General features: G+C 66.6%; 21 protein-coding genes. 7 read left to right on the plus strand and 14 right to left on the minus strand.

Annotated features, from left to right (window positions below; genetic code table 11):
* Window positions 1-6: 6 nt before the first annotated feature.
* Window positions 7-939 (minus strand): quinoprotein relay system zinc metallohydrolase 2, encoded by a 933-nt coding sequence (locus E9232_RS07780; protein ID WP_309793185.1) that lies wholly within the window; start codon window positions 937-939, stop codon window positions 7-9.
* A 260-nt stretch (window positions 940-1,199) separates the two neighbouring features.
* Here E9232_RS07780 and E9232_RS07785 point away from each other — a divergent pair, with 260 nt between their 5' ends.
* The 6 genes from E9232_RS07785 to E9232_RS07810 all read left to right on the plus strand — a co-directional run bounded on the left by E9232_RS07785 (window position 1,200) and on the right by E9232_RS07810 (window position 6,244).
* Entirely contained in the window at window positions 1,200-1,589 is a 390-nt protein-coding gene (locus E9232_RS07785) for a c-type cytochrome (RefSeq protein ID WP_309793186.1), read from the plus strand.
* A complete protein-coding gene (gene pedA1, locus E9232_RS07790) occupies window positions 1,586-2,797 on the plus strand; it encodes a lanthanide ABC transporter ABC transporter substrate-binding protein PedA1 (RefSeq protein ID WP_309793188.1) in 1,212 nt (403 codons plus the stop codon). The genes E9232_RS07785 and pedA1 overlap by 4 nt, the downstream gene beginning before the upstream one ends.
* 8 nt (window positions 2,798-2,805) lie before the next feature.
* Entirely contained in the window at window positions 2,806-3,771 is a 966-nt protein-coding gene (locus tag E9232_RS07795) for a PQQ-dependent catabolism-associated beta-propeller protein (RefSeq protein WP_309793190.1), read from the plus strand.
* Between the two features lie 228 nt (window positions 3,772-3,999).
* Window positions 4,000-4,740, plus strand: coding sequence for a lanthanide ABC transporter ATP-binding protein PedB/LutE (pedB, locus tag E9232_RS07800; protein ID WP_309793191.1), 741 nt, complete (start codon window positions 4,000-4,002; stop codon window positions 4,738-4,740).
* Window positions 4,737-5,582 (plus strand): lanthanide ABC transporter permease protein PedC, encoded by an 846-nt coding sequence (gene pedC, locus E9232_RS07805; RefSeq protein ID WP_309793192.1) that lies wholly within the window; start codon window positions 4,737-4,739, stop codon window positions 5,580-5,582. Before pedB ends, pedC begins: the two co-directional genes overlap by 4 nt.
* 11 nt (window positions 5,583-5,593) lie before the next feature.
* A complete protein-coding gene (locus E9232_RS07810) occupies window positions 5,594-6,244 on the plus strand; it encodes a hypothetical protein (RefSeq protein ID WP_309793193.1) in 651 nt (216 codons plus the stop codon).
* 40 nt (window positions 6,245-6,284) lie between these two features.
* On the opposite strand, the gene E9232_RS07815 is transcribed toward E9232_RS07810, so the two are convergent.
* The 9 genes from E9232_RS07815 to glpX all read right to left on the minus strand — a co-directional run bounded on the left by E9232_RS07815 (window position 6,285) and on the right by glpX (window position 14,881).
* A complete protein-coding gene (locus E9232_RS07815; RefSeq protein WP_309793195.1) occupies window positions 6,285-7,025 on the minus strand; it encodes an HAD family hydrolase in 741 nt (246 codons plus the stop codon).
* Window positions 7,026-7,027: 2 nt separating this feature from the next.
* Window positions 7,028-7,693, minus strand: a complete 666-nt coding sequence (locus E9232_RS07820) for an HAD-IA family hydrolase (RefSeq protein WP_309793196.1) — start codon at window positions 7,691-7,693, stop codon at window positions 7,028-7,030.
* Window positions 7,690-8,373, minus strand: coding sequence for a ribulose-phosphate 3-epimerase (rpe, locus tag E9232_RS07825; RefSeq protein ID WP_309793197.1), 684 nt, complete (start codon window positions 8,371-8,373; stop codon window positions 7,690-7,692). The genes E9232_RS07820 and rpe overlap by 4 nt, the downstream gene beginning before the upstream one ends.
* Window positions 8,370-9,296, minus strand: a complete 927-nt coding sequence (gene cbbX, locus E9232_RS07830) for a CbbX protein (RefSeq protein WP_309793199.1) — start codon at window positions 9,294-9,296, stop codon at window positions 8,370-8,372. The genes rpe and cbbX overlap by 4 nt, the downstream gene beginning before the upstream one ends.
* 188 nt (window positions 9,297-9,484) lie before the next feature.
* The gene (locus E9232_RS07835; protein WP_309793200.1) at window positions 9,485-9,883 is read right to left on the minus strand and encodes a ribulose bisphosphate carboxylase small subunit; all 399 of its coding nucleotides are present in this window, start codon (window positions 9,881-9,883) and stop codon (window positions 9,485-9,487) included.
* Between the two features lie 10 nt (window positions 9,884-9,893).
* Window positions 9,894-11,387 carry a form I ribulose bisphosphate carboxylase large subunit gene (locus tag E9232_RS07840; protein WP_309793201.1) on the minus strand — a complete coding sequence of 498 codons (1,494 nt, stop codon included), beginning with the start codon at window positions 11,385-11,387 and terminating at the stop codon, window positions 9,894-9,896.
* A gap of 12 nt (window positions 11,388-11,399) precedes the next feature.
* The gene (fba, locus tag E9232_RS07845) at window positions 11,400-12,479 is read right to left on the minus strand and encodes a class II fructose-bisphosphate aldolase (RefSeq protein WP_309793202.1); all 1,080 of its coding nucleotides are present in this window, start codon (window positions 12,477-12,479) and stop codon (window positions 11,400-11,402) included.
* A gap of 190 nt (window positions 12,480-12,669) precedes the next feature.
* Window positions 12,670-13,617 (minus strand): phosphoribulokinase, encoded by a 948-nt coding sequence (locus E9232_RS07850; protein WP_309793204.1) that lies wholly within the window; start codon window positions 13,615-13,617, stop codon window positions 12,670-12,672.
* A gap of 274 nt (window positions 13,618-13,891) precedes the next feature.
* Complete coding sequence (glpX, locus tag E9232_RS07855) at window positions 13,892-14,881, minus strand: class II fructose-bisphosphatase (protein WP_309793205.1); 990 nt, start codon at window positions 14,879-14,881, stop codon at window positions 13,892-13,894.
* Between the two features lie 402 nt (window positions 14,882-15,283).
* Between glpX and E9232_RS07860 the strand changes: the two genes are divergently transcribed.
* Entirely contained in the window at window positions 15,284-18,454 is a 3,171-nt protein-coding gene (locus E9232_RS07860) for a 5'-methylthioadenosine/S-adenosylhomocysteine nucleosidase family protein (RefSeq protein ID WP_309793206.1), read from the plus strand.
* A 176-nt stretch (window positions 18,455-18,630) separates the two neighbouring features.
* Here E9232_RS07860 and E9232_RS07865 read toward each other — a convergent pair whose 3' ends face one another.
* The 4 genes from E9232_RS07865 to E9232_RS07880 all read right to left on the minus strand — a co-directional run bounded on the left by E9232_RS07865 (window position 18,631) and on the right by E9232_RS07880 (window position 21,790).
* Window positions 18,631-19,632 carry a hypothetical protein gene (locus E9232_RS07865; RefSeq protein ID WP_309793207.1) on the minus strand — a complete coding sequence of 334 codons (1,002 nt, stop codon included), beginning with the start codon at window positions 19,630-19,632 and terminating at the stop codon, window positions 18,631-18,633.
* A gap of 86 nt (window positions 19,633-19,718) precedes the next feature.
* Window positions 19,719-20,393, minus strand: a complete 675-nt coding sequence (locus E9232_RS07870; RefSeq protein WP_309793208.1) for a hypothetical protein — start codon at window positions 20,391-20,393, stop codon at window positions 19,719-19,721.
* Window positions 20,394-20,543: 150 nt separating this feature from the next.
* Entirely contained in the window at window positions 20,544-21,218 is a 675-nt protein-coding gene (locus E9232_RS07875; protein WP_309793210.1) for a LuxR C-terminal-related transcriptional regulator, read from the minus strand.
* A gap of 134 nt (window positions 21,219-21,352) precedes the next feature.
* The gene (locus E9232_RS07880; RefSeq protein WP_309793211.1) at window positions 21,353-21,790 is read right to left on the minus strand and encodes a hypothetical protein; all 438 of its coding nucleotides are present in this window, start codon (window positions 21,788-21,790) and stop codon (window positions 21,353-21,355) included.
* Window positions 21,791-21,800: the final 10 nt, after the last annotated feature.

Raw genomic sequence — 21,800 nt, forward strand, 5'->3', positions numbered from 1 at the left:
CCTCCCCTATTCCCATTCCAGTTCGGTGTAGGCGGTGGCGACGTTGCGGTCGTTGTAGTCGTCGAACAGCCGCCAGCGGCTGCGTTCGGAGCGGCCGACCGTCGCGACCGCCTGGTCGAGGCTGCGCCCGGCGGCCAGCGCCGCCCGGGTCTCGCTCAGGATCACGCCAAGATAGCGCTCCTCGTCGTCCAGCGCACCCGGCCAATCGGCGGTCACCGGGCCGTGGCCGGGCACCACCTGCCGGATCCCGGCCTCGCGGCGCAGCCCGGCGATGGCGTCCAGCCAGCCGTGCAGCGATCCGTCGATCGCCGGGACCCGCTGCAGGAACACCAGGTCGCCGGCGAACAGCGTGCCGGTGGCGGTGTCCAGGACGGTCAGGTCGGCATCGGTGTGCGCCGGCGGCCAGGCCCTCAGCGCCAGGGGGCGGCCGCCGAGGTCCAGCGTCAGCCGGTCGCGCACCAGCAGCGTCGGGGGCACGATTTCGGTGCCGGCGGCGGCGTCGCCCAGGGCGTCCTTCAGGCCCTGCAGATAGCTGTCGGCCCGGGCGCCCAGGCCGCGCGGCAGATTGGCGTGGCCGATAATGGTGGTGCCCGGCCCGGCGAAGGCGGCGTTGCCCAGCACATGGTCGGGGTGGAAATGGGTGTCGATGACATGGCGGACCGGCAGGTCGGTCTGGCGCCGCACCGCCGCCAGCAGGCGCCGGCCCTCGGCCAGGCTGCCGCCGGTGTCGATCACCGCCACCGCCTCCGCCCCGACGACGAAGCCGAGATTGGCGATGCCGCCGAGATTGCCGGCCGTCGCCTCCTCATGCGCGCCATGGAACACGAAGATCCCGGGCGCGACCTCGGCGACCGGCAGCGGTGGGTCCTCCGCCGGCCCCGCCGCAGCGGCCAGCAGGCCCAGTGCCAGGGCACGGCCCAGGGCCTGCCGGCGGCTCAACGCCTCCGGCCGATCCGGTTCTGGCCCGTGCCGAGACAACGGCAACCGAATTCTCCCGCAAATCCCGGATCATCAGGCCGCGCTTTTATCCCGGCGCTGAATTGGACTTTGGTCTCAGTTCGCTGTTCTCGCCTTGTCGGCACCGGGGGCGGTTCATACAGTCTGGGCCAATCCCGCCGCCGAGCGGGCAGGTGCGGCAAGGGCCTCCGGCCCCGCCGACGCCGAAGCGGAACGCCGGCGCGGCCGGCCCAGGAGGAAGGATGTCCGAGATGCGAGGATTGGCGCTCGTGGTCGCGGCCGCTGCCGCATTCGCCCTGCCGGCCCATGCCCAGGACGCAGGGGATACGGCCAAGGGCAAGCAGATCTTCACCCGCTGCCAGGCCTGCCATTCGCTCGACGCCGGCACCAACAAGCTCGGCCCGTCGCTGCACGGGCTGGTCGGCCGCCCCTCCGGCTCGATCGAGGGCTTCAACTATTCCGACGCGATGAAGAACGCGCACCTGACCTGGGACCAGGCGACGCTGGACAAGTACCTGGCCGGCCCCAAGGCGCTGGTCCCCGGCACCAAGATGGTCTTCCCCGGCCTGCCGAAGGAAGAGGACCGGCTCAACGTCATCGCCTATCTGAAGGAGGCTGGCGGCACGCCATGATCCGTGGCCTGCTCCCGGCGCTCGGCCTCGCCGCCGCGCTGCTGGCCCTCCCGGCCGCGGCGCAGCAGGCGCCGGCCAAGCTGGCGGTGACCATCGGCTATCTCGGCGAGGCGATCCCGGAGCCCGAGCCGCTGTCGCTGGTCGAGCCGGTGGCGAAGGACAAGGGCGTGGCCGGCGCCCGCCTGGCCATCGTCGACGACCAGACCACCGGCCGCTTCCTCGGCCATGACTACGCGCTGGACGAGAGCGTCATCCCGGCCGGCGGGGACCTCGCCGGCGCCGCGTCGGCCATGGCCGGCAAGGGCATCCGCCTGATCGTCGCCGACCTGCCGGCCGACCGGCTGCTGCAGCTGGCCGACCAGCCCGAGCTGAAGGATGCGGTGATCTTCAATGCGAGGGCCGAGGACGACCGGCTGCGCATCGCCGATTGCCGGACCAACCTGTTCCACACCATGCCCAGCCGGGCGATGAAGGCCGACGCGCTGGCCCAGTACCTCGCGTTCAAGCGCTGGACCCGCTGGGTGCTGGTGTCCGGCACGCAGGACGGCGACAAGGCCTTCGCCGACGCCATCCGCCGGTCGGCCAAGCGTTACGGTGCCCAGATCGTCGAGGAGCGCAGCTACGAGTTCCAGGCGGGGTCCCGCCGCTCCGACACCGGCGAGCAGCAGGTGCAGCGGCAGATGACCCAGCTGACCCAGCGCCTGCCCGACTACGACGTGCTGGTGGTGGCGGACGAGAGCGAGGTGTTCGGCGAATACCTGCCGTACCGTACCTGGGATGCGCGGCCGGTCGTCGGCACCCAGGGTCTGGTGCCGACCGCCTGGCACCGCAGCCAGGAGCAATGGGGCGGCACCCAGCTGCAGCGCCGCTTCCAGAAGGCCGCCGGACGCTGGATGCTGGAGCGCGACTACGCCGCCTGGGTGGCGGTGCGCGCGGTGGGCGAGGCGGTGACCCGCACCGGCACCGCCGATCCGGCCGCGATCCGCGCCTATCTCGTCTCCGATGACTTCCAGCTCGGCGCCTTCAAGGGCGTGCCGCTGACCTTTCGCCGCTGGGACCAGCAGCTGCGCCAGCCGATTGTGCTGGCGTCGCCGCTGATGCTGGTCTCGGTCTCGCCGCAGGACGGGTTCCTGCACCAGCGCACGCCGCTCGACACGCTCGGCTACGACGAGCCGGAATCGGCGTGCCGGCTGAACCCCGATCCCTAGGAGGCTGCATGAACAGGCTCGCGCTCTTGGCAGTGGCCGTGGTGCCGGTGCTGGCCTTCGGGCCAGCCCAGGCCTTCACCGCCTATGTCTCGAACGAGAAGGGCAACACCGTCAGCGTGGTCGACCTCGACCAGATGAAGGTGACGGGGACGATCCCGGTCGGCGAACGGCCGCGCGGCATCACCATCAGCAAGGACGGCACCCGCCTCTACGTCTGCACCAGCGACAGCGACCATGTCGAAGTGATCGACACCGCGACCCAGAAGGTGATCGACACGCTGCCCAGCGGCGCGGATCCAGAGCTGTTCGTGCTGTCGCCGGACGACAAGCGGCTCTACGTCGCCAATGAGGACGACAGCATGGTCACGGTGCTCGACCTCGCCAACAAGGTGGTCGAATCCGAGGTGCCGGTGGGGGTGGAGCCGGAAGGCATGGGCGTCAGCCCGGACGGCAAGATTCTGGTCAGCACCTCCGAGACCACCAACATGGCGCATTTCATCGACACCACGACGCTGCAGCTGACCGACAACGTGCTGGTCGACAGCCGGCCGCGCTTCGCCGAGTTCACCCCCGACGGCAAGCAGGTCTGGGTGTCGTCCGAGATCGGCGGCACGGTCAGCGTGATCGACACCGCCACCCGCAAGGTGGTGAAGAAGATCGGCTTCGCGGTGCAGGGCGTGCGCAAGGAGACGGTGCAGGCGGTCGGCGTCGCCATCACCCGGGACGGCAAGACCGCCTTCGTCGCGCTCGGCCCGGCCAACCGGGTGGCGGTGGTGGACACCGCGACCTACGAGGTGACGGACTACCTGCTGGTCGGCCAGCGGGTCTGGCACCTCGACTTCACGCCGGACGGGAAATACGTGGTGTCGGTCAACGGCGCCTCGAACGACATCTCGGTGATCGACGTGGCCGACCGCAAGGTGGTGAAGTCGATCACCGTCGGCGAACTGCCCTGGGGCGTGGCGATTCATTGATGAACGGCTCGATGCCTTCCGCCCATCCTTCGATCCTCCCCCTCCCCCTGCGGGAGGGGGTAGGGGGAGGGGGTGTTGCCGCAGGAGCGGGCGTCGGGTTCTGGATGCTGAATCGTTCGATCGCTTTTGCTTCGGCAGCAAGGCATTCTTCGATCGACAACCCCCTCCCCCTACCCCCTCCCGCAAGGGGAGGGGGAGGTCTGTTTTTTCAGGGCCGGATCCTCGATCATGCCCACAGCTGAAACCGACGCCCTCACCGTCGCCGGGCTGTCGCATCGGATCGGTGGGCGCGAGATCCTGTCCGAGATCGAGATCGCCGTGCCGGCGGGGCGGTTCACCGTGCTGCTGGGCCAGAACGGCGCCGGCAAGACCACGCTGTTCTCGCTGGTCACCCGGCTGTACGGCGCCCAGTCCGGCGCCATCCGGGTGTTCGGCCGCGACCTCGGCGCCGAGCCCGGCCGGGCGCTGGCGCTGATGGGCGTGGTGTTCCAGCAGCGGGCGCTCGACCCCGACCTGTCCGCCCGGCAGAACCTGCGCTACCACGCGGCGCTGCACGGCATGCCGGGCCGCGTCGCCCGGCAGCGCATCGCGGCCGAGTTGGATCGCGTCGGGCTGGCCAAGGAGGCCGACCGCAAGATCCGCAGCTTTTCCGGCGGCGAGATGCGGCGGATCGAGATCGCCCGCGCTTTGCTGCACGAGCCGCGGCTGCTGCTGTGCGACGAGGCCACGGTCGGGCTCGACATCCGCAGCCGCGCCGCGATCCTGGCCGATGTCCGCGGCCTGGTGCGCGACCGCGGCCTGACCGTGCTGTGGGCCACCCATCTGATCGACGAGGTCGAGGCCGGCGACCCCACCATCATCCTGCATCGCGGCCGCATCCTGCGGCAGGGCCCGGCCGCCGCCATCATCTCCGACCTCGGCGCCGACGGCCTGCAGGGCGCCTTCCGCCAGCTGACGGAGGCGGCATGAGCGCGGCCCCGGACTCCCTCGGCACCGTCAGCCTGGCCGGCGCCTGGCGCTGCCTGCTGGGCATCCTGTGGCGCGAGGCGCTGCGCTTCGTGCACCAGCGCACCCGCTTCATCTCGGCGCTGGTGCGGCCGCTGGTCTGGCTGTTCATCTTCGCCGCCGGCTTCCGCTCGGTGCTCGGCGTGTCGATCATCCCGCCCTACGAGACCTACATCCTCTATGACGAGTACATCGTCCCCGGGCTGATCGCGATGATCCAGCTGTTCAACGGGATGCAGAGCTCGCTGTCCATGGTCTACGACCGCGAGATGGGCAGCATGCGGGTGCTGCTGACCAGCCCGATGCCGCGCTGGTACCTGCTGACCGCGCGGCTGCTGGCCGGCACGCTGCTGTCGCTGCCGCAGGTCTATGTCTTCCTGCTGATCGCCCGGTTCTGGGGCATCGAGCCGCCGCCGCTCGGCTACGTCACCGTGCTGCCCGCCCTGGTGCTGTCCGGGCTGATGCTGGGCGCGCTCGGCCTGCTGCTGTCCTCGGCCATCCGCCAGCTCGAGAACTTCGCCGGGGTGATGAACTTCGTGATCTTCCCGATGTTCTTCGCCTCCTCGGCCCTCTACCCCTTGTGGAAGGTGGAGGAGGCGAGCCCGCTGCTGCGCGACGTCTGCGGCTTCAACCCCTTCACCTATGCCGTGGAGCTGGTCCGCTTCATGCTCTACGGCCAGCTCGACACCCAGTCGCTGCTGCTCGTGCTCGGCTTCGCCGTGGTCTTCCTCGGCGGGGCGATCCTGGCCTATGACCCGGCGCGCGGCCTGATCGCCCGCGTCCGCGGCCCGGGCGGCGGCGGATAAGGAGGCCCATGATGACCGGTCGGCTTCTCCCCCTGTTCCTGCTGCTGGTGCCCTTGGCGGCCTCGCCCGCTTGGGCCCAGGATGCGGCTGCGACCCCGCCGAAGGACGCCCCGCCGAAGGATGACTGGCCCTGCGTCCAGGTGCTGCAGCCCGAGCTGTCGATCGGCGCGATGTGGCCGGGCGACGATCCCACCGCCAGCGGCCCGGCCTGGCGCGACGACGCGGTGATCGCCGCGCTGGTCGACCGGGTGGCGCCGCGCCGCGTCCCGGTCGACGAGGCCACGGCCGAGATCCACCGCTTCGCCATCGGCTTCGAGGGGGACCGCAAGGCGGCGCTGACCGAGCTGTTCGCCGGGGTGTTCGAGACCATCAACACCGAGCGCGGCACCATCATCCGCGGCATCCGCCGCTTCAACAGCCGGCAGGAGGCCCTGGCCCAGCGGATCGAGGCCAGCACCCAGGCGCTGGACGGCGTCGACCCGGCCTCGACCGACATGGCGGTGGCGAAGCAGAGGCAGGAGCTGGAGTTCCAGCTGTCGTGGGACCAGCGGGTGTTCGACGATCGCGAGCGGCTGCTGCCGGCGATCTGCGACCAGCCCTTCGTGCTGGAGCGCCGGATGTTCGCCCTGTCGCGCTCGATCCAGGAGGAGATCGGGAAGTAGGGCGGCTCTGTCGGGTTGGCGAGAGCGAGCCCGACCTTCCTCATGCCCCCGTCGACCATCGTCCCAAAGCTTCGACCGTCACCACGCTCTCGCCGGCGCCCGCGCCGCCGAGATGGAGATAGGGCGTGCCCGGCTCGCCCAGGTCGGACAGCACCGCCAGGGCGTGGCGCAGATCGTCGTCGCGGGTGTAGAGGCTCGGCGTGGCCAGCACCGGCAGTCCGGCCCGGCGCGCCGACAGGACGCCGGCACGGGAATCCTCGATCGCAATGCAGCCGGATGAGGGCAGGCCGAGCGCTTCCAGCACCGCGCGATAGACATCCGGGGCCGGCTTCTTGCGCGGCACGGCGTCGCCGGCCACCATCACCTCGAACAGCGACATTCCGTCCGGACCCAGCGTTGTCGCCAGCAGCGCCATCACATTCGCCGGCGTGGTCGTGGTGGCGATGGCCAGGCGCACACCCTGCCGGCGTGCCTCGGACAGCAGGCGGATGACGCCGGGGCGCAGCCTGACGCCGCCGCTGGACACCAACGCCGTATAACACTCGGTCTTGGCGCGGTGCAGAGCCGCGACATCGCAGGGCGGCGGGGCCGCCAGACGGGAGAGGTAGTGGCCGATCCGCTCCTTGCCGCCGGTGACGACCAGCAGCTCGCGATAGAGATCGCGATCCCAGTGCCAGTCCAGGCCGGCGCTCTGGAAGGCGGTGTTGAACGCCCCCCGGTGCGCATCTTCGGTCTCGGCCAGCGTGCCGTCGACATCGAACAGGATCGCCTGCAGCCGCATCGCTATCCGGCCTCGGCCAGGCCGAGCATTCCCGGCAGCGCGGTGTAGTCGGCGAGGATCCCGTCGGGCTCCAGCATGGCGACGTCGCCGTATCCGAACGGCACCGCCAGCACCCGCACACCGGCGGCCCGCGCGGTGGCGATGTCGACATGGTGGTCGCCGAGATAGACCGTGTCCTCGGGCGTGGCGCCCAGATCCGCGATGCAGGCCAGCAGCGGCGCCGGGTCCGGCTTCATGCCGTGGCCGCTGTCGCCGCCGACCACGGCCCCGACATGCGGCGCGAAGCCCAGCGCCCGCAGCACCGCCCGCGCGGTCCAGGCTGTCTTGTTGGTGCAGATGCCGACCGGGATCCCGGCGGCGGCCAGCGCCGCCACCGCCTCGACCGCGCCGGGATAGGCCGTGCTGCGCACCGCCGGCGCCGCGGCGTAGCGGTCGAGGAAGCGCCGCGTCATCCACGCCGCCTCGGTCGAATCGCAGCACCGCAGCCGCAGCGCCCCGCGCAGCAGCCCGGGCGCACCATGACCCATCAGGCCGCGCACCTCGGCCTCGGACAGCGGGTGGATGCCGGCCTCGCGCAGCACCGTGGCCAGGGCGGCGGCGACATCGGCGACGCTGTCGACCAGGGTGCCATCCAGGTCGAACACCACGGCGCGAGCCCCGGCGTTCATGCCGCCGCGGGCCGGCTGGCCCCTCCCGCGGCGCCGCGGCGGATGGCGGCGATATTGGCCTCATAGGCACCGCCGCGGAACACGGCGGAGCCGGCGACCAGCGTGTCCGCCCCGGCCGCGGCCACCACCGCAGCCGTTTCCGGCGTGACGCCGCCATCGACCTCCAGCCGGATCGGCCGGTCGCCGATCATGGCCCGGACCCGGCGGATCTTCTCGGCCATGGCGGGGATGAAGGCCTGGCCGCCGAAGCCGGGATTGACCGTCATCACCAGGATCAGGTCGACCCGGTCCAGCACATGGGCCAGGGCGTCCTCATGCGTCGCCGGGCACAGGGCCACGCCGGCCTGCTTGCCCAGGGCGCGGATGTGCTGCAGCGACCGGTCGAGATGCGGCCCGGCCTCGGCATGCACGGTGATGACGTCGGCGCCGGCCGCGGCGAAGGCGTCGAGATAGGGGGCGGCCGGCGCGATCATCAGATGCACGTCGAAGACGCGGTCGCTGTGCCGCCGCAGCGCCTTCACCACATCCGGGCCGATGGTCAGGTTGGGCACGAAATGCCCGTCCATCACGTCGATGTGGATCCAGTCGGCGCCGGCCTCGACGATGGCGCGGACCTCCTCGCCCAGCTTGGCGAAATCGGCGGACAGGATCGACGGGGCGATCACCAGGGGGGCGGTCACAGCTTGGCCTCCACGCCGAGCGGCTCGGCGGCGAACACCCGGCTGGCGCGGATGTCGGCCTCGGCCAGGGTGATGAAATCCTCGACCGTCAGCGCCGCATTCCGGTCGCGCACCAGCCGGTTGGCCTGGCGCAGCCGGGCGCGGTCCAGCGCGTTGCGGATCGACCGTCCGTTGGCGAAGTGGGGCAGGCGGATGCGGCGGGCGACATAGTCGCGGAAGGCGGCCAGGGCGTCGGCGCTGAAGCGGTAGTTCTGCCGTTCCAGCATGGCCTCGCCGATCGCGATCAGCTCGGCCTCGCTGAAGTCGGGGAATTCGACGTGATGGGCGATGCGCGAGCGGAAGCCGGGGTTGCTGGTGAAGAAGGTCTCCATCCGGTCGCCATAGCCGGCGACGATCACCACCAGATCCTCGCGCTGGTTCTCCATCACCTGCAGCAGGATCTCGATCGCCTCCTGGCCGTAGTCGCGCTCGTTCTCCGGCCGGTAGAGGTAGTAGGCCTCGTCGATGAACAGCACCCCGCCCATCGCCCTTTTGAGGATCTCCTTGGTCTTCGGCGCGGTGTGGCCGATGTACTGGCCGACCAGGTCGTCGCGGGTGACCGAGACCAGGTGGCCGCGGCGGACATAGCCGAGGCGGTGCAGGATGTCGGCCATCCGCAGGGCCACGGTGGTCTTGCCGGTGCCGGGGTTGCCGGTGAAGCTCATATGCAGGGTCGGCGCCTCGGCGGCCAGGCCCAGGCGGCGGCGCACCTTCTCCACCAGCAGCAGCGCCGCGATCTCGCGGATCCGGGTCTTCACCGGCACCAGCCCGACCAGCTCGCGGTCCAGCCGCTCCAGCACCTCGTCGATCTGGGTCTCGGCGAACTCCCGGGCGAGGTCGATGCGGGTTTCGGGCGGCGGGGCGGCGAGGACGGCGTCGGTCATGGCGGGGCCTCTCTCTTCCCACACTCCCCCTCCCCCTGCGGGAGGGGGGTAGGGGGAGGGGGCTCGTGCCGTTGGAGCGGAATGAGAATTGACCGATCGGTCGGTCAGGGATTGGCGGGTGAGGGCGCGTGTGATCGACAACCCCCTCCCCCTACCCCCTCCCGCAAGGGGAGGGGGGACAAGGAAAGCTAAGGCTGAGCCAGCACCAGCCGGGTCGTGTACCGCACGGTCCGGCCCTCCACCTCCTGCCGCTCCAGGGCGAAGCTGGGTTCCACCTCCGGGCGGTTGACCAGGAAGGAGATCCGCACCGATTCCCAGCCGGGGCTGGCGTCGAAGCCGGAGATGCGGATGTAACGGCCGCCATGGGCCTTCCGGCACGAGGTCAGCTCGTGCATCACCGCGGCGGCGTCGCGGATGTCGAACATCGGCAGATCCCACATCTCCCAATAGGTGTTGCGGGGGTGGGGGTCGTCGGTGAACTCGATGTTCACCGCCCAGCCGTGGTCGATGCAGTACTGCACCTGGGCGGAAATCTGCCGGTCGGTCAGGTCGGGCAGGAAGGAGAAGCACCCTTGGGTGTTGCGCATGGCGGTGTCCTCAGCTGGCGGTGACGGCGGGCACGAAGTCCGGCGTGTCGGTCGAGGCGTAGTCGAAGGTGACGTCCTTCCACACGTCCAGCGCCTGGCGCAGCGGCTGGCAGTGGCGGGCGGCGTCGACCAGGATCTGCGGCCCCTCGACCCTTGTGTCGCGGCCCTCGTTGCGGGCCAGGATCATGGCTTCGAGGGCGACGCGGTTGGCGATGGCGCCGGCCTGGATGCCCATGGGGTGGCCGATGGTGCCGCCGCCGAACTGCAGCACCGTGTCCTCGCCGAGATAGTCCAAGAGCTGGTGCATCTGGCCGGCATGGATGCCGCCGGACGCCACCGGCATCACCTTGCGCAAGCTGGCCCAGTCCTGGTCGAAGAACACGCCGTTCTCCAGCCGCGCCGGCACGTGGTCCTCGCGCAGGATGTCGTAATAGCCGCGGGTGGTGGCCGGGTCGCCCTCCAGCTTGCCGACCACGGTGCCGGCATGGATGTGGTCGACCCCGGCCAGGCGCATCCATTTGGCGATGACGCGGAACGACACGCCATGCGTCTTCTGCCGGGTGTAGGTGCCGTGGCCGGCGCGGTGCAGGTGCAGGATCATGTCGTTGCGCCGCGCCCATTTCGACATCGACTGGATCGCGGTGTAGCCGATCACCAGGTCGATCATGACGATGACGCTGCCGACCGACTTGGCGAACTCCGCCCGCTCGTACATGTCCTCCATGGTCCCGGCGGTGACGTTGAGGTAGGTGCCCTTGACCTCGCCGGTCACCGCCTGGGCGCGGTTCACCGCCTCCATGCAGTACAGGAACCGGTCGCGCCAGTGCATGAAGGGCTGCGAGTTGATGTTCTCGTCGTCCTTGGTGAAGTCGAGCCCGCCCTTCAGCGCCTCGTACACCACCCGGCCGTAGTTGCGCCCGGACAGGCCGAGCTTCGGCTTCACCGTGGCGCCGAGCAGGGGGCGGCCGAACTTGTCCAGCCGTTCGCGCTCGACCACGATGCCGGTCGGCGGCCCGTCGAAGGTCTTCACATAGGCGACCGGCAGCCGCATGTCCTCCAGCCGCAGCGCCTTCAGCGGCTTGAAGCCGAAGACGTTGCCGATGATCGACGCGGTCAGGTTGGCGATCGACCCCGGCTCGAACAGGTCGAGGTCATAGGCGATGTAGGCGAAGAACTGGCCCGGCTGGTTCGGCACCGGGTCGACCCGGTAGGCCTTGGCCCGATACTTCTCGCAGGCGGTCAGCCGGTCGGTCCACACCACGGTCCAGGTCGCGGTCGAGCTTTCGCCCGCCACCGCCGCCGCCGCCTCGATCGGGTCGACCCCGTCCTGCGGCGTGATCCGGAACAGGGCCAGGATGTCGGTGTCCTTGGGCACGTAGTCGGGCTCCCAATAGCCCATCTTGCGGTATTGCAGCACCCCGGCCTTGTAGCGCTCCTTGCCCGTGACGGTGCCGGCCTTGGTGTCGAGGGCCTGGGGTTCGAGAAGGGTGAGATCGGTGCTCATGGTGGTCTCCTTTCAGGCCGCCGCGCCGACGGCGATGCGCGGGTCCAGGGCGCCGGACCGGTAGCGCTTCGCCATCTCCGCCAGGGGCAGGGGGGTGATCTTCGCGGCCTGTCCGGCCGTGCCGAACTGCTCGAACCGCTCGCGGCACAGCGCCTCCAGCGCCGCCATCGAGGGTTGCAGGAACTTGCGCGGGTCGAACTCCGCCGGCTTCTCCACCGCGACGCGGCGGATCTCGGCCGCCATCGCCAGCCGGCAGTCGGTGTCGATGTTGACCTTGCGCACGCCGTGCCTGATGCCGCGCTGGATCTCCTCGACCGGCACGCCCCAGGTGCGGGGCATCTCGCCGCCGAAGCGGTTGAACTGCTCCTGCAGCGCCTCGGGGACGGAGGAGGAGCCGTGCATCACCAGGTGGATCTCGGGCAGCCGCTGATGGATCGCCTGGACCACATGCATCGCCAGGATCTCGCCGTCCGGCCGGCGCGAGAACTTGTAGGCGCCGTGCGAGGTGCCCATGGCGATGGCCAGCGCGTCGACCCGGGTCTCGCGGACGAAGGCGACGGCCTGGTCCGGGTCGGTCAGCAGCTGGTCGTGGCCCAGCGCGCCCTCGGCGCCATGCCCGTCCTCGGCCTCGCCCTGGCCCGTCTCCAGGCTGCCGAGCACCCCGAGCTCGCCCTCCACCGACACGCCGACGGCATGGGCGGTGGCGGCGACCCGGCGGGTGATCTCGACATTGTAGTCCCAGCTGGCCGGGGTCTTGGCGTCGGCCTCCAGCGACCCGTCCATCATCACGCTGGTGAAGCCGTGCTGGATGGCCGACAGGCAGGTGCCGTCGTCATTGCCATGGTCCTGGTGCAGGCAGATCGGGATGGCGGGGTGGGTGGCCTCCGCCGCCTCGACCATCTTCGCCAGCATCAGGTCGCCGGCATAGGACCGGGCGCCGCGGCTGGCCTGCAGGATCACCGGCGCGTCGACCGCCCGGGCCGCCGCCATGATCGCCAGGATCTGCTCCATGTTGTTGATGTTGAAGGCGGGCACGCCGTAGCCATGCTCCGCGGCGTGGTCGAGCAGCTGGCGCAGGGTGATGCGGGACATCGGGGGCTCCTTGGGTTCAGTCGAGTTCCGCTCTATTCGAGTCCCCCCTCCCCCCGCGGGAGGGGGTAGGGGGAGGGGGTTGTCGATCGAGGGGCGCGGAGCATGGCCGGGACCAGTTCCGGTCCTTGCTGCCCGAACCCCCTCCCCCTAGCCCCCTCCCGCAAGGGGAGGGGGGACTAGAAAAAGGGCCTCACACCGCGTGCACCCCTTGCGCCGCCTTGACCATGTGGAAGGCGACCAGGAGCTGGGTGAGGGCGAGGGGGTGGCTGATGGCGCGGCCGGCGGCGCCGTCGTAGCGGCCGATGGCCTCGCGCAGGTGGCCGGCCTCGGGGATGTGGTCCCACAGATACTCCTCCACCCGGTCGGCCCGGCGGTCGGAGATCGAGCCGCGGATCTCCAGCACGTCGACCGGCTTGCCCTCGTCGCGGGTCAGCTCGAAGCCGACGCTGCCGTCGCCCACCGCCTCGATCAGGCGGGAGAAGTTGGGGTGCGGCAGGGTGGGGCGCAGGATGTGGGCGACGTCCAGCCGGTGGTCGGTCTCCGGCGCTCCGGCCGCGGCATTGGCCCCGGGCGGCCGCTGGAAGCGGATGACGATGTCGGCGAACAGCCGCTGCGGCCGGATGAAGGTGGGGCTGTCGAACTCCCGCTTCTTCAGCGACTCCAGCACCTGCTCGGTGGTGTAGCCGCGCTTGGTGGTGTCGCGGTGCACCTTCCAGCGCACCCGCAGCTCCTCCTCCGGGTCGAGGTAGATCTTGACGTCGTAGCAGTCGCGCATCGCCCGGGTGGCGTAGCCGAGCAGCCCCTCGGCCACCACGAACTCCTTCGGCTCGATGTAGTCCGGCCGGTCCAGCGTGCCCTGGTCGTGGTTGTAGACCGGCTTCAGGATCGGCTGGCCCGAGCGCAGCAGCTGCAGGTGCTGCTCCAGGATGTCGACATAGTTGCCGGCGGGGTCGAGCGCCGAGACGCCGTTGGCCGCCCGCTCGCGCCGGTCGTAGCGGTGGTAGTCGTCGGTGCAGATCAGGGTGCAGCGCTGCGGCCCCAGGATCTCGGCGATGCCGCGCGACAGCGTGGTCTTGCCGGCGGCGCTGTCCCCGACGATGCCGAGGATGATCGGCCGATCGAAGGCTGGTTTCGACATGGGTGTCTCCCTTCCCGGGGGTCTCAGGTGGTCGAGCCTCGGGCGCGGCTCAGGAGGGCGTGGCGGCTGCGGTGGTGACGGATGGCGGGGCCGGAGAGGCCTGCCGGGGCGGCACTCCCCCTCCCCTTGCGGGAGGGGGTAGGGGGAGGGGGGCAGTCCGCACCGCCGTCTCCGGTGGGCTTGGGGATCGGCCTTGCCGCGCGGGGACCCGCGCAGACCCCTCCCCCAGCCCCCTCCCGCAAGGGGAGGGGGAGGACGAATCTTTGCGGCGCGCTCATCGGCCCGCCCCCGCCGTCTCGACCCAGCTGGTCAGCACCTGGCGCCGGCTGTCGGGGGCCGACAGCAGCAGCGACTGGGTGCGGGTGTGGCCGCCGCCGCGCGACACGCCGTCGAACAACAGGCCGGTGGTGATGCCGGTGGCGCTGAACCAGACGCGGTCGGACCGCACCAGCTCCTCCACCCCCCACCAGCGCGCGGTGTCCATGCCGGCGCGGGCCACGGCCTGGCGCTCATGCTCCAGCTGCGGGTCGATGCGGCCCAGGAACTCGCCGCCCAGGGCGCGGATGGCGCAGGCCGCCAGGATGCCCTCGGGGGTGCCGCCGGTGCCCATCAGGGCGTCGACCGCCCCGCCCGGCATGGCGGCGACGATGGCCCCGGCCACGTCGCCGGCGGGGTACAGGGCGACGCGGGCGCCGGCGGCGTGGATCTCCTCCACCAGCCGGCGGTGGCGCGGCTTCTCCAGCACATAGATCGACAGCTCGGCGACCGGCTTGCCCAGCGCCCCGGCCAGCACCCGCAGCTTGTCGCGGGTGGGGGCCAGCGGGTCGATGCGGCCGCGCACCGCCGGGGGGCCGGCGAACTTCTCCATGTAGAAGGCGGGGCCGGGGTCGAACATGGCGCCCTGCGGCGTCATCGCCACCGCGGCCAGGGCGTTGGTCTGGCCGTTGGCCAGGTGGCTGGTGCCGTCCACGGGATCGACCGCGATGTCGACCCCCAGGGGGGCGGCGGCGCCCTTGACGGGCGCGCGGCCCAGGCGCTCGCCCTTGTACAGCTGCGGCGCCTCGTCCTTCTCGCCCTCGCCGATGACGATGCGGCCGTCGATGTCGAGATGGTTCAGCACGGTGCGCATGGCGTCGACCGCGGCGGCGTCGCCCTCGTCCTTGCGGCCGCGGCCGATCCAGTCGAAGGCGGCGCGGGCGGCCGCCTCGGTGACGCGGCGCAGGGCGTAGAGGAATCCGTCCTCGGCGATGGCGGCACTGGTCATGCGCATCTCCACCCGTTCCCCGGGGTCCGGCCGGAAGGCCGGCCCGCAGGATCTTTCGGGGGAGTCTCGCGCTCCCCGTCAGCTCACGATCGCGGAGGGGGAGGGCGGACGGAACGCCCGCCCGGGTGGGACGGCGCGATCTTTGGGGTGGGACGGGGGCTACCCGGATGGGTGGGGAAAACGAGGCGCTTGACCGGGAATGTGATCAAGGATGAGAGTCGTCCAGCATTTGGGTTGCCGCTGGCTCGCAGGCGTCCGCAAGTTTGGTGAGCAGCGATATGCTGTTTATTGGCTGCACTCTTCGCTTTACTTTTCTACGCTGAATGTCAGATGGGGCTCCGGTCGTTCTGCTTTAGAGAATGTTGAGCATTAATTTAATTTTTGTCGCAAAAAGGAAATAAAATGAACGAAAAGATAGGTGATTTGATGGGAGAATCGCTTTCAAAAAGACAGTATTTTGACATAGTGGTAATTATTCCTCTTGAAGAAGAGGTTGAAGAATTTACCAAATTATTTAATTTAGAGAATGATTATTCTAAGAGGGAAATATTTAGATATAGCGTAGAGTGTGACGATTCGCAGATTAAAATTTTAATGGTGCAACAAGAAGATATGGGTAAGACTCATGCAAGAAACGCCCTCTCTTGTGCGCTAGAGGAATTTGATATCGGAATCGTGATCTGCTTAGGAATTGGGGGATGTCTGTCTGATGATTTGAAATTGGGCGATGTTTGTTACAGTAATAAAATATTTGATGTATTGGATAACGCAAAAGCATCTGATGTTGATGGTGGAAAGTTAAATATCGAATTTTCTCCGACTCATTATGCGACTGATCGTGTGTTGGTTGCTGCCATAAATTTTATCAGACAAAAGAAAAATCTGCGGCCACTCTATGAGCAGTGGCAAAAGGAGCGAGAGGTATTTGCAAATTTGCTTGTCCCTGAGCCGGTCGTTGGTCGTAATGCGCGCGAAGAGAAAATTGGCGCGCCCAGGGCTAAAGATGGAACGATTGCCTGTGCTTCCGTAACGAAAAGTGAAGAGTACAATAAAAAACTTAAAAGGATAGATCGGAAAGTGTTAGTTGTAGAAACGGAAAGCGGTGGAATATACGAAGCAGCAAGATCGAAAAGTGTTCCAGCGATTACCATCCGTGGAATTTCAGATCACGCAGATGATTTTAAAAATGAATTAGAGGCTGGAACCTCCGGAAACATTCGAAAGATAGCTGCTTCGAATGCAGCCAGCTTTCTTAAGCTACAAATCAAAAATCCAGAGTTTCTAGAGTTCTTAAACAATCGACGTAGAGTTGTAGTGGACGGAAGTGAAGGTATTACAACTGGGATGCCAAAAAATAAAAGATCAAAATCTCAGATCATTTCAGATGCTTCTATTGCTATCGATGAAAAGCTTCGAGAGCTGTGCCCTGACTTTAGGCTTCAGCCAAGGGGGTACAGATTGCCTGTTCCAAGAGTGCGGCACATCGAACGCCACAACGCGATGGGTGAAGCCGCGCGCGGAAATCCCATCAATCTCGATGAGGCCCTGGAGGCGCATTCGGCAATTTTGCTCCGGCTACCGCGAACCTATCCCGACCATAGTTTGCCCTGGGTGATCGCAGACGACCTGTTGACGACTGAGATTGGGGGCAACCAGGCTTTACCGGTCGTAATAGATGGGGCATTTTTGAAAGCTCCGAGCGCGGGGTTCAGAGCGCTTTCTTCTCACTCCGTCGAAGACGTTGAGCAGACTGATGGAATACAGGTAATTTATATTGTAGACAATATACCAGTTTCCTCGAAGTCGAGATTTGCTTTTCTAAAAAAGGAAATTAGTGTTGTCAGTAATGCTAAATTCATTTTTATTACGAGAGAGGATTCTCAATTATTGGAAATAACAGATTTCGCAAATGAACAGAAAGCTGCGACATTCGAATTATGTTCTATCTCTTTTTATGAAATAACTCACTTTATACAAAAAAACTTTAGTATGTCGGGATCGGAAGCCGAAGTTGTTGCTTTAAGATTGCAAGATACCTTTGAACAATTTGACCTATCGGCTCATCCGACCTACTTTGCAGGAATTCCTAAAGAGGTACTTTCTGCTCTGCTTCAAGCAAATAGAAGATCCGAGCTCATACAACTGGCGGTCGACGGATTCTTGACTTTCCTCGTAGCTGATGATCGTTCCGATATCACTCTCAGCAGAACAACGAGATCAAGATTTCTCCGTAAGCTAGTTATAGAAACGAATGTCGAAAAGCGGAATTTCTCTCAAGCAGATTTAATAGGATTCACAAAGGAATTCTCTGAGTTATTTGATTTTGCCATCAATCCAATGAAATTTATACAATCGTTTGTTGATCAAGGTATTTTGCATTTTGATGCGAGCGACAACGCGCGGTTCTCTCTTCCGTTTATCGAAAGCTATCTTCTTGCGAGCGAGCTAAGCCAAAAACCCGAAATCGCAATTTCCTACTTTGATTTTAGCTCTCAAGATTTTGACTACGCGACATTTGATCTATATAGCGAGATAGGGGCGTCTGATGAAGTGGTTGGAAGATATTTGGCTCATTTGCAGAAAAGTATCGATAAGGTACTGATTCCCGAGGGCCAGAAGCACATTCTTTTGGCTGATCGCATTCATCCGCCGATGTTAGATAATCCTTCTCGAATGCAAGCGCTCCAAAGGAGATTGCATAAGGCCATCGACGATGTTCAGAACAATAGAGGTGATACCAAGGAAAAACAAAAAGTTATAGATGTTGCGGAGCACGTAAAAGAAGTTGCGACAAAACAAGTTCAAGCTGATTTTAAAAAGAGCGATGATGTTGAGAGTAAGTTGGATATCTCAGATATATTGGATGAGGTGGCGCAATCCTGGACAATTGGGGTAGTGTTATTGGGTTGTGGAGCAGAACACCTGACTGCAGATGTAAAGCAGGATTTGTCAAAAAAACTAGTTATACTCGGAAGCTCTATTATTCATCACTGGACGGAAATCAGGGTGTCCGTGGACTTCAAAGAATTAAAAGAAAGGCTTTTGGACGAAGAGAATATTAAAAAAATGGGTATAATGGTTGGTGGGAAAGGTGAAAATATTAACGATATTAGAAGGTTAATAGGGCTTGTCTCAGATGTGATGCATTATAATTTGCTCTCAGAGCCATTTAGGAGAGTTACCGATTATCTCTGCGAAAACGCAAGACATCGTGTTTTGGCAACAAGTGTCGAGAAAGCGAAATTTGACAACCCGATGGAGCAGATTCTGCATAGCGCGTGGCTGACAGATATAGAAAGCAGGCGAGGGAAAAAGGCACTTTACGAAGCTATTCGAAGATTGCCGGCGTCTCGTTTTCTGAGGATGAATCTCGCGACACATTTTCTTACGAGAGTCCATTGGAATCATTGGCGAAAGGAAGATCGTCTGATTCTTCTAGATGCAGCCGAACAGGCAATCAAGCCGCTGTCTGCAAAAATTGATAAAGGTGAATTGAAGCGAGCAATAGAGAAAACCCCAACCCAAACCAGCCCATCGCAGCGTATAGAAGATAGCGGATCGGAATCGGTTTGATTCGGAATATATGGAAATTAATTGATAATTAATTACATACACAGCCGGCTGTTGGCAATAAGACAGCTGGCTAGATGGCCGGGTTTGTACCAGTTTTTGGTCGATTAGTTCAGGAGCATCCCAATTGGCCGAATGCATAGTTATTCTCTCCGGGCTCACTTCTTCAGAGCGTTCGCTCACTCCCCCCTCTCATAAGCCGGCACATCCACCACCGCGAGGTCGATCGCCCGAAAGCCCTGGCGGGCGGTCCAGGCGGAATGGCCGCCCAGGCGCTCGACCAGGGCGGCGGGTTCGGCGCGCTGCAGGTTCACCAGGCCGATCGCCTGGGCCGTCGCCTTGAGGTACAGCACCGGCGTCGGGCCGATATGGCCCGAGCCGGGGTCCAGCAGGTCGGCCTGCATCACCACCTCGGCCTCGTCCACCGGCAGGGCCTGCAGCAGCTCCAGCGCCACCCGCACCGCGGCCGAGCAGATGGCGTCGCGGTGCAGCTCCAGCAGCCGGGCGTTCGACAGCGGCTTGACCGAGGCCTTGCCCGATTGCAGCAGCGTCACCGACCGGTCCGGCATGTCCTCGAGGTCGAGGCCGTCGATCATGGCGACGATCCGGCCGCCCTCGACGAACACCACATCCATGCCCTCCACCGCGAAGGGCAGGTCGCCCAGCCGGCTGAAGCGGCCCAGCGCGTCCACCACCGTTTCCGGGTCGCGGTCGACCAGGCGCTGGGCGTGGTCGATCTCGGCGGTGCGGGAAGCGGCCGCCGCGACCTGCGCCTGGAACGCCGCCTCGTCGCGCGCCCGCGCCGCCGCCACCGCCGCTTCCAGCGCCGCCCGCCGCCGGGTGGCGCCGCCGAAGGTGCGGGCGAACCAGCCGGGGCGGTAGCCCTCCAGCTCCCGCCGCGCCGCCTCCTCCTGCGCCGCGCCCCGCACCGGCGCGGCCGGCCGGGGGCTGGCGGCGAGCGAGGCCCAGTCACGGCGCTGCAGGTCGATGCGATGGGCGCCGGTCAGGGAGTCGATCAGCCGGTCGTATTCGCCGGCGGCCTCGGCCGCGGCCTCCAGCGCCGCCTGCTTCTGCGCCGCCTTGTCATAGGCCAGGCGCCGGCGCTCCGCGCGCTGGTTCTCGCGCCGCACCGCCCGCACGCTGCGGACCACGCCGCGGCCGACCTGCCGAAAGCTCACCATTCCCGCATCCCCCCGCTGCCTAGTGATGATAGCCGCGGCGGTGCCGGGCTGAACAGCACCCGCCGGGTGTCGGGGCGGGGGGGCGCTCAGCCCTTCAGCGCGGTCACCAGCCCGTCGATGCGGCGGTCGTAGTCGGATTTCGGGCAGGCCTGCGCCAGCAGCAGCACGTCATGCGGCGTCCACCACGCCTTGTGGGTCAGCAGCGGGCTCAGCACGTGCTGCTTCGTCGCCATGCCGGCGCGGATGACGCGGGCGGCGATGGTGGCGCAGTTCTTGCGCATCAGCCGGTAATGCGCGTCCGGCTTGTCGCGGATGGCGTTCCACGCCGCCTGCATCCTCAGGATGTCCAGCCCGCCCATCGGCACCATGTGGTCGGGCAGGCGGAACACGCCCTCCTTGCCCGATTCCGCGGCGCAATCCTCGACGAAGCAGGTGAATTCGGCGGTCAGCATGCGGCCGGGGGCCAGGTGCTCGATGCGCGCGCCCTGCTGCCCGGTGCGGGTGTCCTCGCCCGGGAACAGGCTGGCGTAGCTGCTGGTGTCGGTCTCGGGGAACTCGCCCTGCGGCTCCTGGATGAACACCGAGGCGTGGCCGTAGCCGCGGCCGGCGGCGGGCAGCCAGATGCAGGCCACGGGGTAGGCGAGGCCCTCGGTCGCCCGCATCACCCCGGCCTGGTCGGTCTCCCGCCCGACATGGCCCTTGCCGCCGAACTTCGCCTGCAAGGTCCCATAGGCCGGGATCGCCCGGCTCCAGTTCACCATTCCCTCAACCCCCTTCGTGGCCGGCGCCCTTGTCGTGGCAGGGCAGGCCGGACATGGACATCCAGACTCCACGGTCTAGGGGGGTGCCGCTACCGGACGGTTTCGGTTTCGCTAAAGCTTGTTGCAAATGTAGCGGGCCCGGCCGGCCGGTCAGTCCACCCGGCGCTGCAGCAGCAGGGCGACGGCCTGGGCCCGGTTGGCGGCGCCCAGCTTCTCGTAGAGGTTGCGCAGGTGGAACTTCACCGTGTTCGGCGACAGGCCGAAGCGGCGGGCCAGGCCCTCGTTGCTCAGGCCCTCGGCCAGCCCCTCCAGCAGCTCGCGCTCGCGCGCCGTCAGGCCGGCCCGCGGGTCGGCGGCGGCCGGGCGGGGGTCGAGGAACGGGAACATCATGCGGCCGCGCGCCACCTCGGCCACCAGGTCCAGCAGGCGCTCCGGCGGCTCCGACTTCGACAGGAAGCCGGCGGCGCCCAGCCGCATGGCGGTGCGCGCCGCCTCCAGGTCGGCCCCGGTGTAGACCACGATGCGGGGCAGGGGGCGGGCGGCGGCCTCCTGTGATCGCAGTGCCTCCAGCACGGCGCGGCCGTCGCCATTGGCCATCACCCAGCCGATGATGCCGACGTCGAAATCGAAGCGGGAGACGGCGTCGAGGAAGCGCTCGCCGTCGCTGGCCGAGACCGTCAGCTCGAACCGCCGGTCCTCGCCGAACAGCGACTGCAGGCCGCGCAGCACCAGCGGGTTCTTGTCCGCCAGGCCCAGCCGGATGGGGACGGTGGCGGTCAGGTCGGTCAGGTCGGGCGGGGGCTGCGGCTCCGTGGTCCTGGTCATGCGTTCCGTGGCCGCGGGCGGCCGGCTGGGGCTCAATCCGCGATGCTAGCGCGTCCCGGCCCCCGCTGTCCGTCGTCCTTCCGACCAAGACGGACGACAAAGCGGCGCAGGGGGCGGGGGGACTCACGCAATTCCTACTTCACCACGAAGGTGCCGCTCATGCCGGGGGAGTCGGTCTCGGGGGCGTGGAAGGTGAAGGTGCCGGCGCGGATCGGCACGAAGGAGATCACCGCCTTGCCGGCATCGTCGAACTCGATCGAATCCAGCCCCAGCGGCCGGACCTCGACCTTGTTGATCACCACCTCGTTGATCCAGATGTTGCGGAAGAACTCAGGTGCTGCGATGCCCAGCTCGGCGGTGCCGTCGGCCTCGATGGTCCAGCGGTAGTATTTGCCGGCCTCCAGCTCATAGGGCTTGGTCGGGAAGGCCAGGCCGGAGGACAGCTTCAGCGGCTCGAGGTTGGTGCCGCGCGTGGTCAGGCCGGCCTGGGCCATCGCCGGGCCGGCCAGCAGGGCAGGGGCGGCGAACAGGGCCAAGGCGGCGAGCGCGCCGCAGGTCTTCGATGCACGCATTCCGGACTCC

Origin of the sequence: Inquilinus ginsengisoli (assembly GCF_031453975.1) — a bacterium.
Lineage (GTDB): Bacteria > Pseudomonadota > Alphaproteobacteria > DSM-16000 > Inquilinaceae > Inquilinus > Inquilinus ginsengisoli_A.

What these genes read in the sequence shown, in the direction of transcription:
- E9232_RS07785 (WP_309793186.1), top strand. Translation starts at nt 1,200, where the DNA reads ATGTCCGAGATGCGAGGATTGGCGCTCGTGGTCGCGGCCGCTGCCGCA.
- pedA1 (WP_309793188.1), top strand. Translation starts at nt 1,586, where the DNA reads ATGATCCGTGGCCTGCTCCCGGCGCTCGGCCTCGCCGCCGCGCTGCTG.
- E9232_RS07795 (WP_309793190.1), top strand. Translation starts at nt 2,806, where the DNA reads ATGAACAGGCTCGCGCTCTTGGCAGTGGCCGTGGTGCCGGTGCTGGCC.
- pedB (WP_309793191.1), top strand. Translation starts at nt 4,000, where the DNA reads ATGCCCACAGCTGAAACCGACGCCCTCACCGTCGCCGGGCTGTCGCAT.
- pedC (WP_309793192.1), top strand. Translation starts at nt 4,737, where the DNA reads ATGAGCGCGGCCCCGGACTCCCTCGGCACCGTCAGCCTGGCCGGCGCC.
- E9232_RS07810 (WP_309793193.1), top strand. Translation starts at nt 5,594, where the DNA reads ATGACCGGTCGGCTTCTCCCCCTGTTCCTGCTGCTGGTGCCCTTGGCG.
- E9232_RS07815 (WP_309793195.1), bottom strand. Translation starts at nt 7,025, where the DNA reads ATGCGGCTGCAGGCGATCCTGTTCGATGTCGACGGCACGCTGGCCGAG.
- E9232_RS07820 (WP_309793196.1), bottom strand. Translation starts at nt 7,693, where the DNA reads ATGAACGCCGGGGCTCGCGCCGTGGTGTTCGACCTGGATGGCACCCTG.
- cbbX (WP_309793199.1), bottom strand. Translation starts at nt 9,296, where the DNA reads ATGACCGACGCCGTCCTCGCCGCCCCGCCGCCCGAAACCCGCATCGAC.
- E9232_RS07835 (WP_309793200.1), bottom strand. Translation starts at nt 9,883, where the DNA reads ATGCGCAACACCCAAGGGTGCTTCTCCTTCCTGCCCGACCTGACCGAC.
- E9232_RS07840 (WP_309793201.1), bottom strand. Translation starts at nt 11,387, where the DNA reads ATGAGCACCGATCTCACCCTTCTCGAACCCCAGGCCCTCGACACCAAG.
- fba (WP_309793202.1), bottom strand. Translation starts at nt 12,479, where the DNA reads ATGTCCCGCATCACCCTGCGCCAGCTGCTCGACCACGCCGCGGAGCAT.
- E9232_RS07850 (WP_309793204.1), bottom strand. Translation starts at nt 13,617, where the DNA reads ATGTCGAAACCAGCCTTCGATCGGCCGATCATCCTCGGCATCGTCGGG.
- glpX (WP_309793205.1), bottom strand. Translation starts at nt 14,881, where the DNA reads ATGACCAGTGCCGCCATCGCCGAGGACGGATTCCTCTACGCCCTGCGC.
- E9232_RS07860 (WP_309793206.1), top strand. Translation starts at nt 15,284, where the DNA reads ATGAACGAAAAGATAGGTGATTTGATGGGAGAATCGCTTTCAAAAAGA.
- E9232_RS07865 (WP_309793207.1), bottom strand. Translation starts at nt 19,632, where the DNA reads ATGGTGAGCTTTCGGCAGGTCGGCCGCGGCGTGGTCCGCAGCGTGCGG.
- E9232_RS07870 (WP_309793208.1), bottom strand. Translation starts at nt 20,393, where the DNA reads ATGGTGAACTGGAGCCGGGCGATCCCGGCCTATGGGACCTTGCAGGCG.
- E9232_RS07875 (WP_309793210.1), bottom strand. Translation starts at nt 21,218, where the DNA reads ATGACCAGGACCACGGAGCCGCAGCCCCCGCCCGACCTGACCGACCTG.
- E9232_RS07880 (WP_309793211.1), bottom strand. Translation starts at nt 21,790, where the DNA reads ATGCGTGCATCGAAGACCTGCGGCGCGCTCGCCGCCTTGGCCCTGTTC.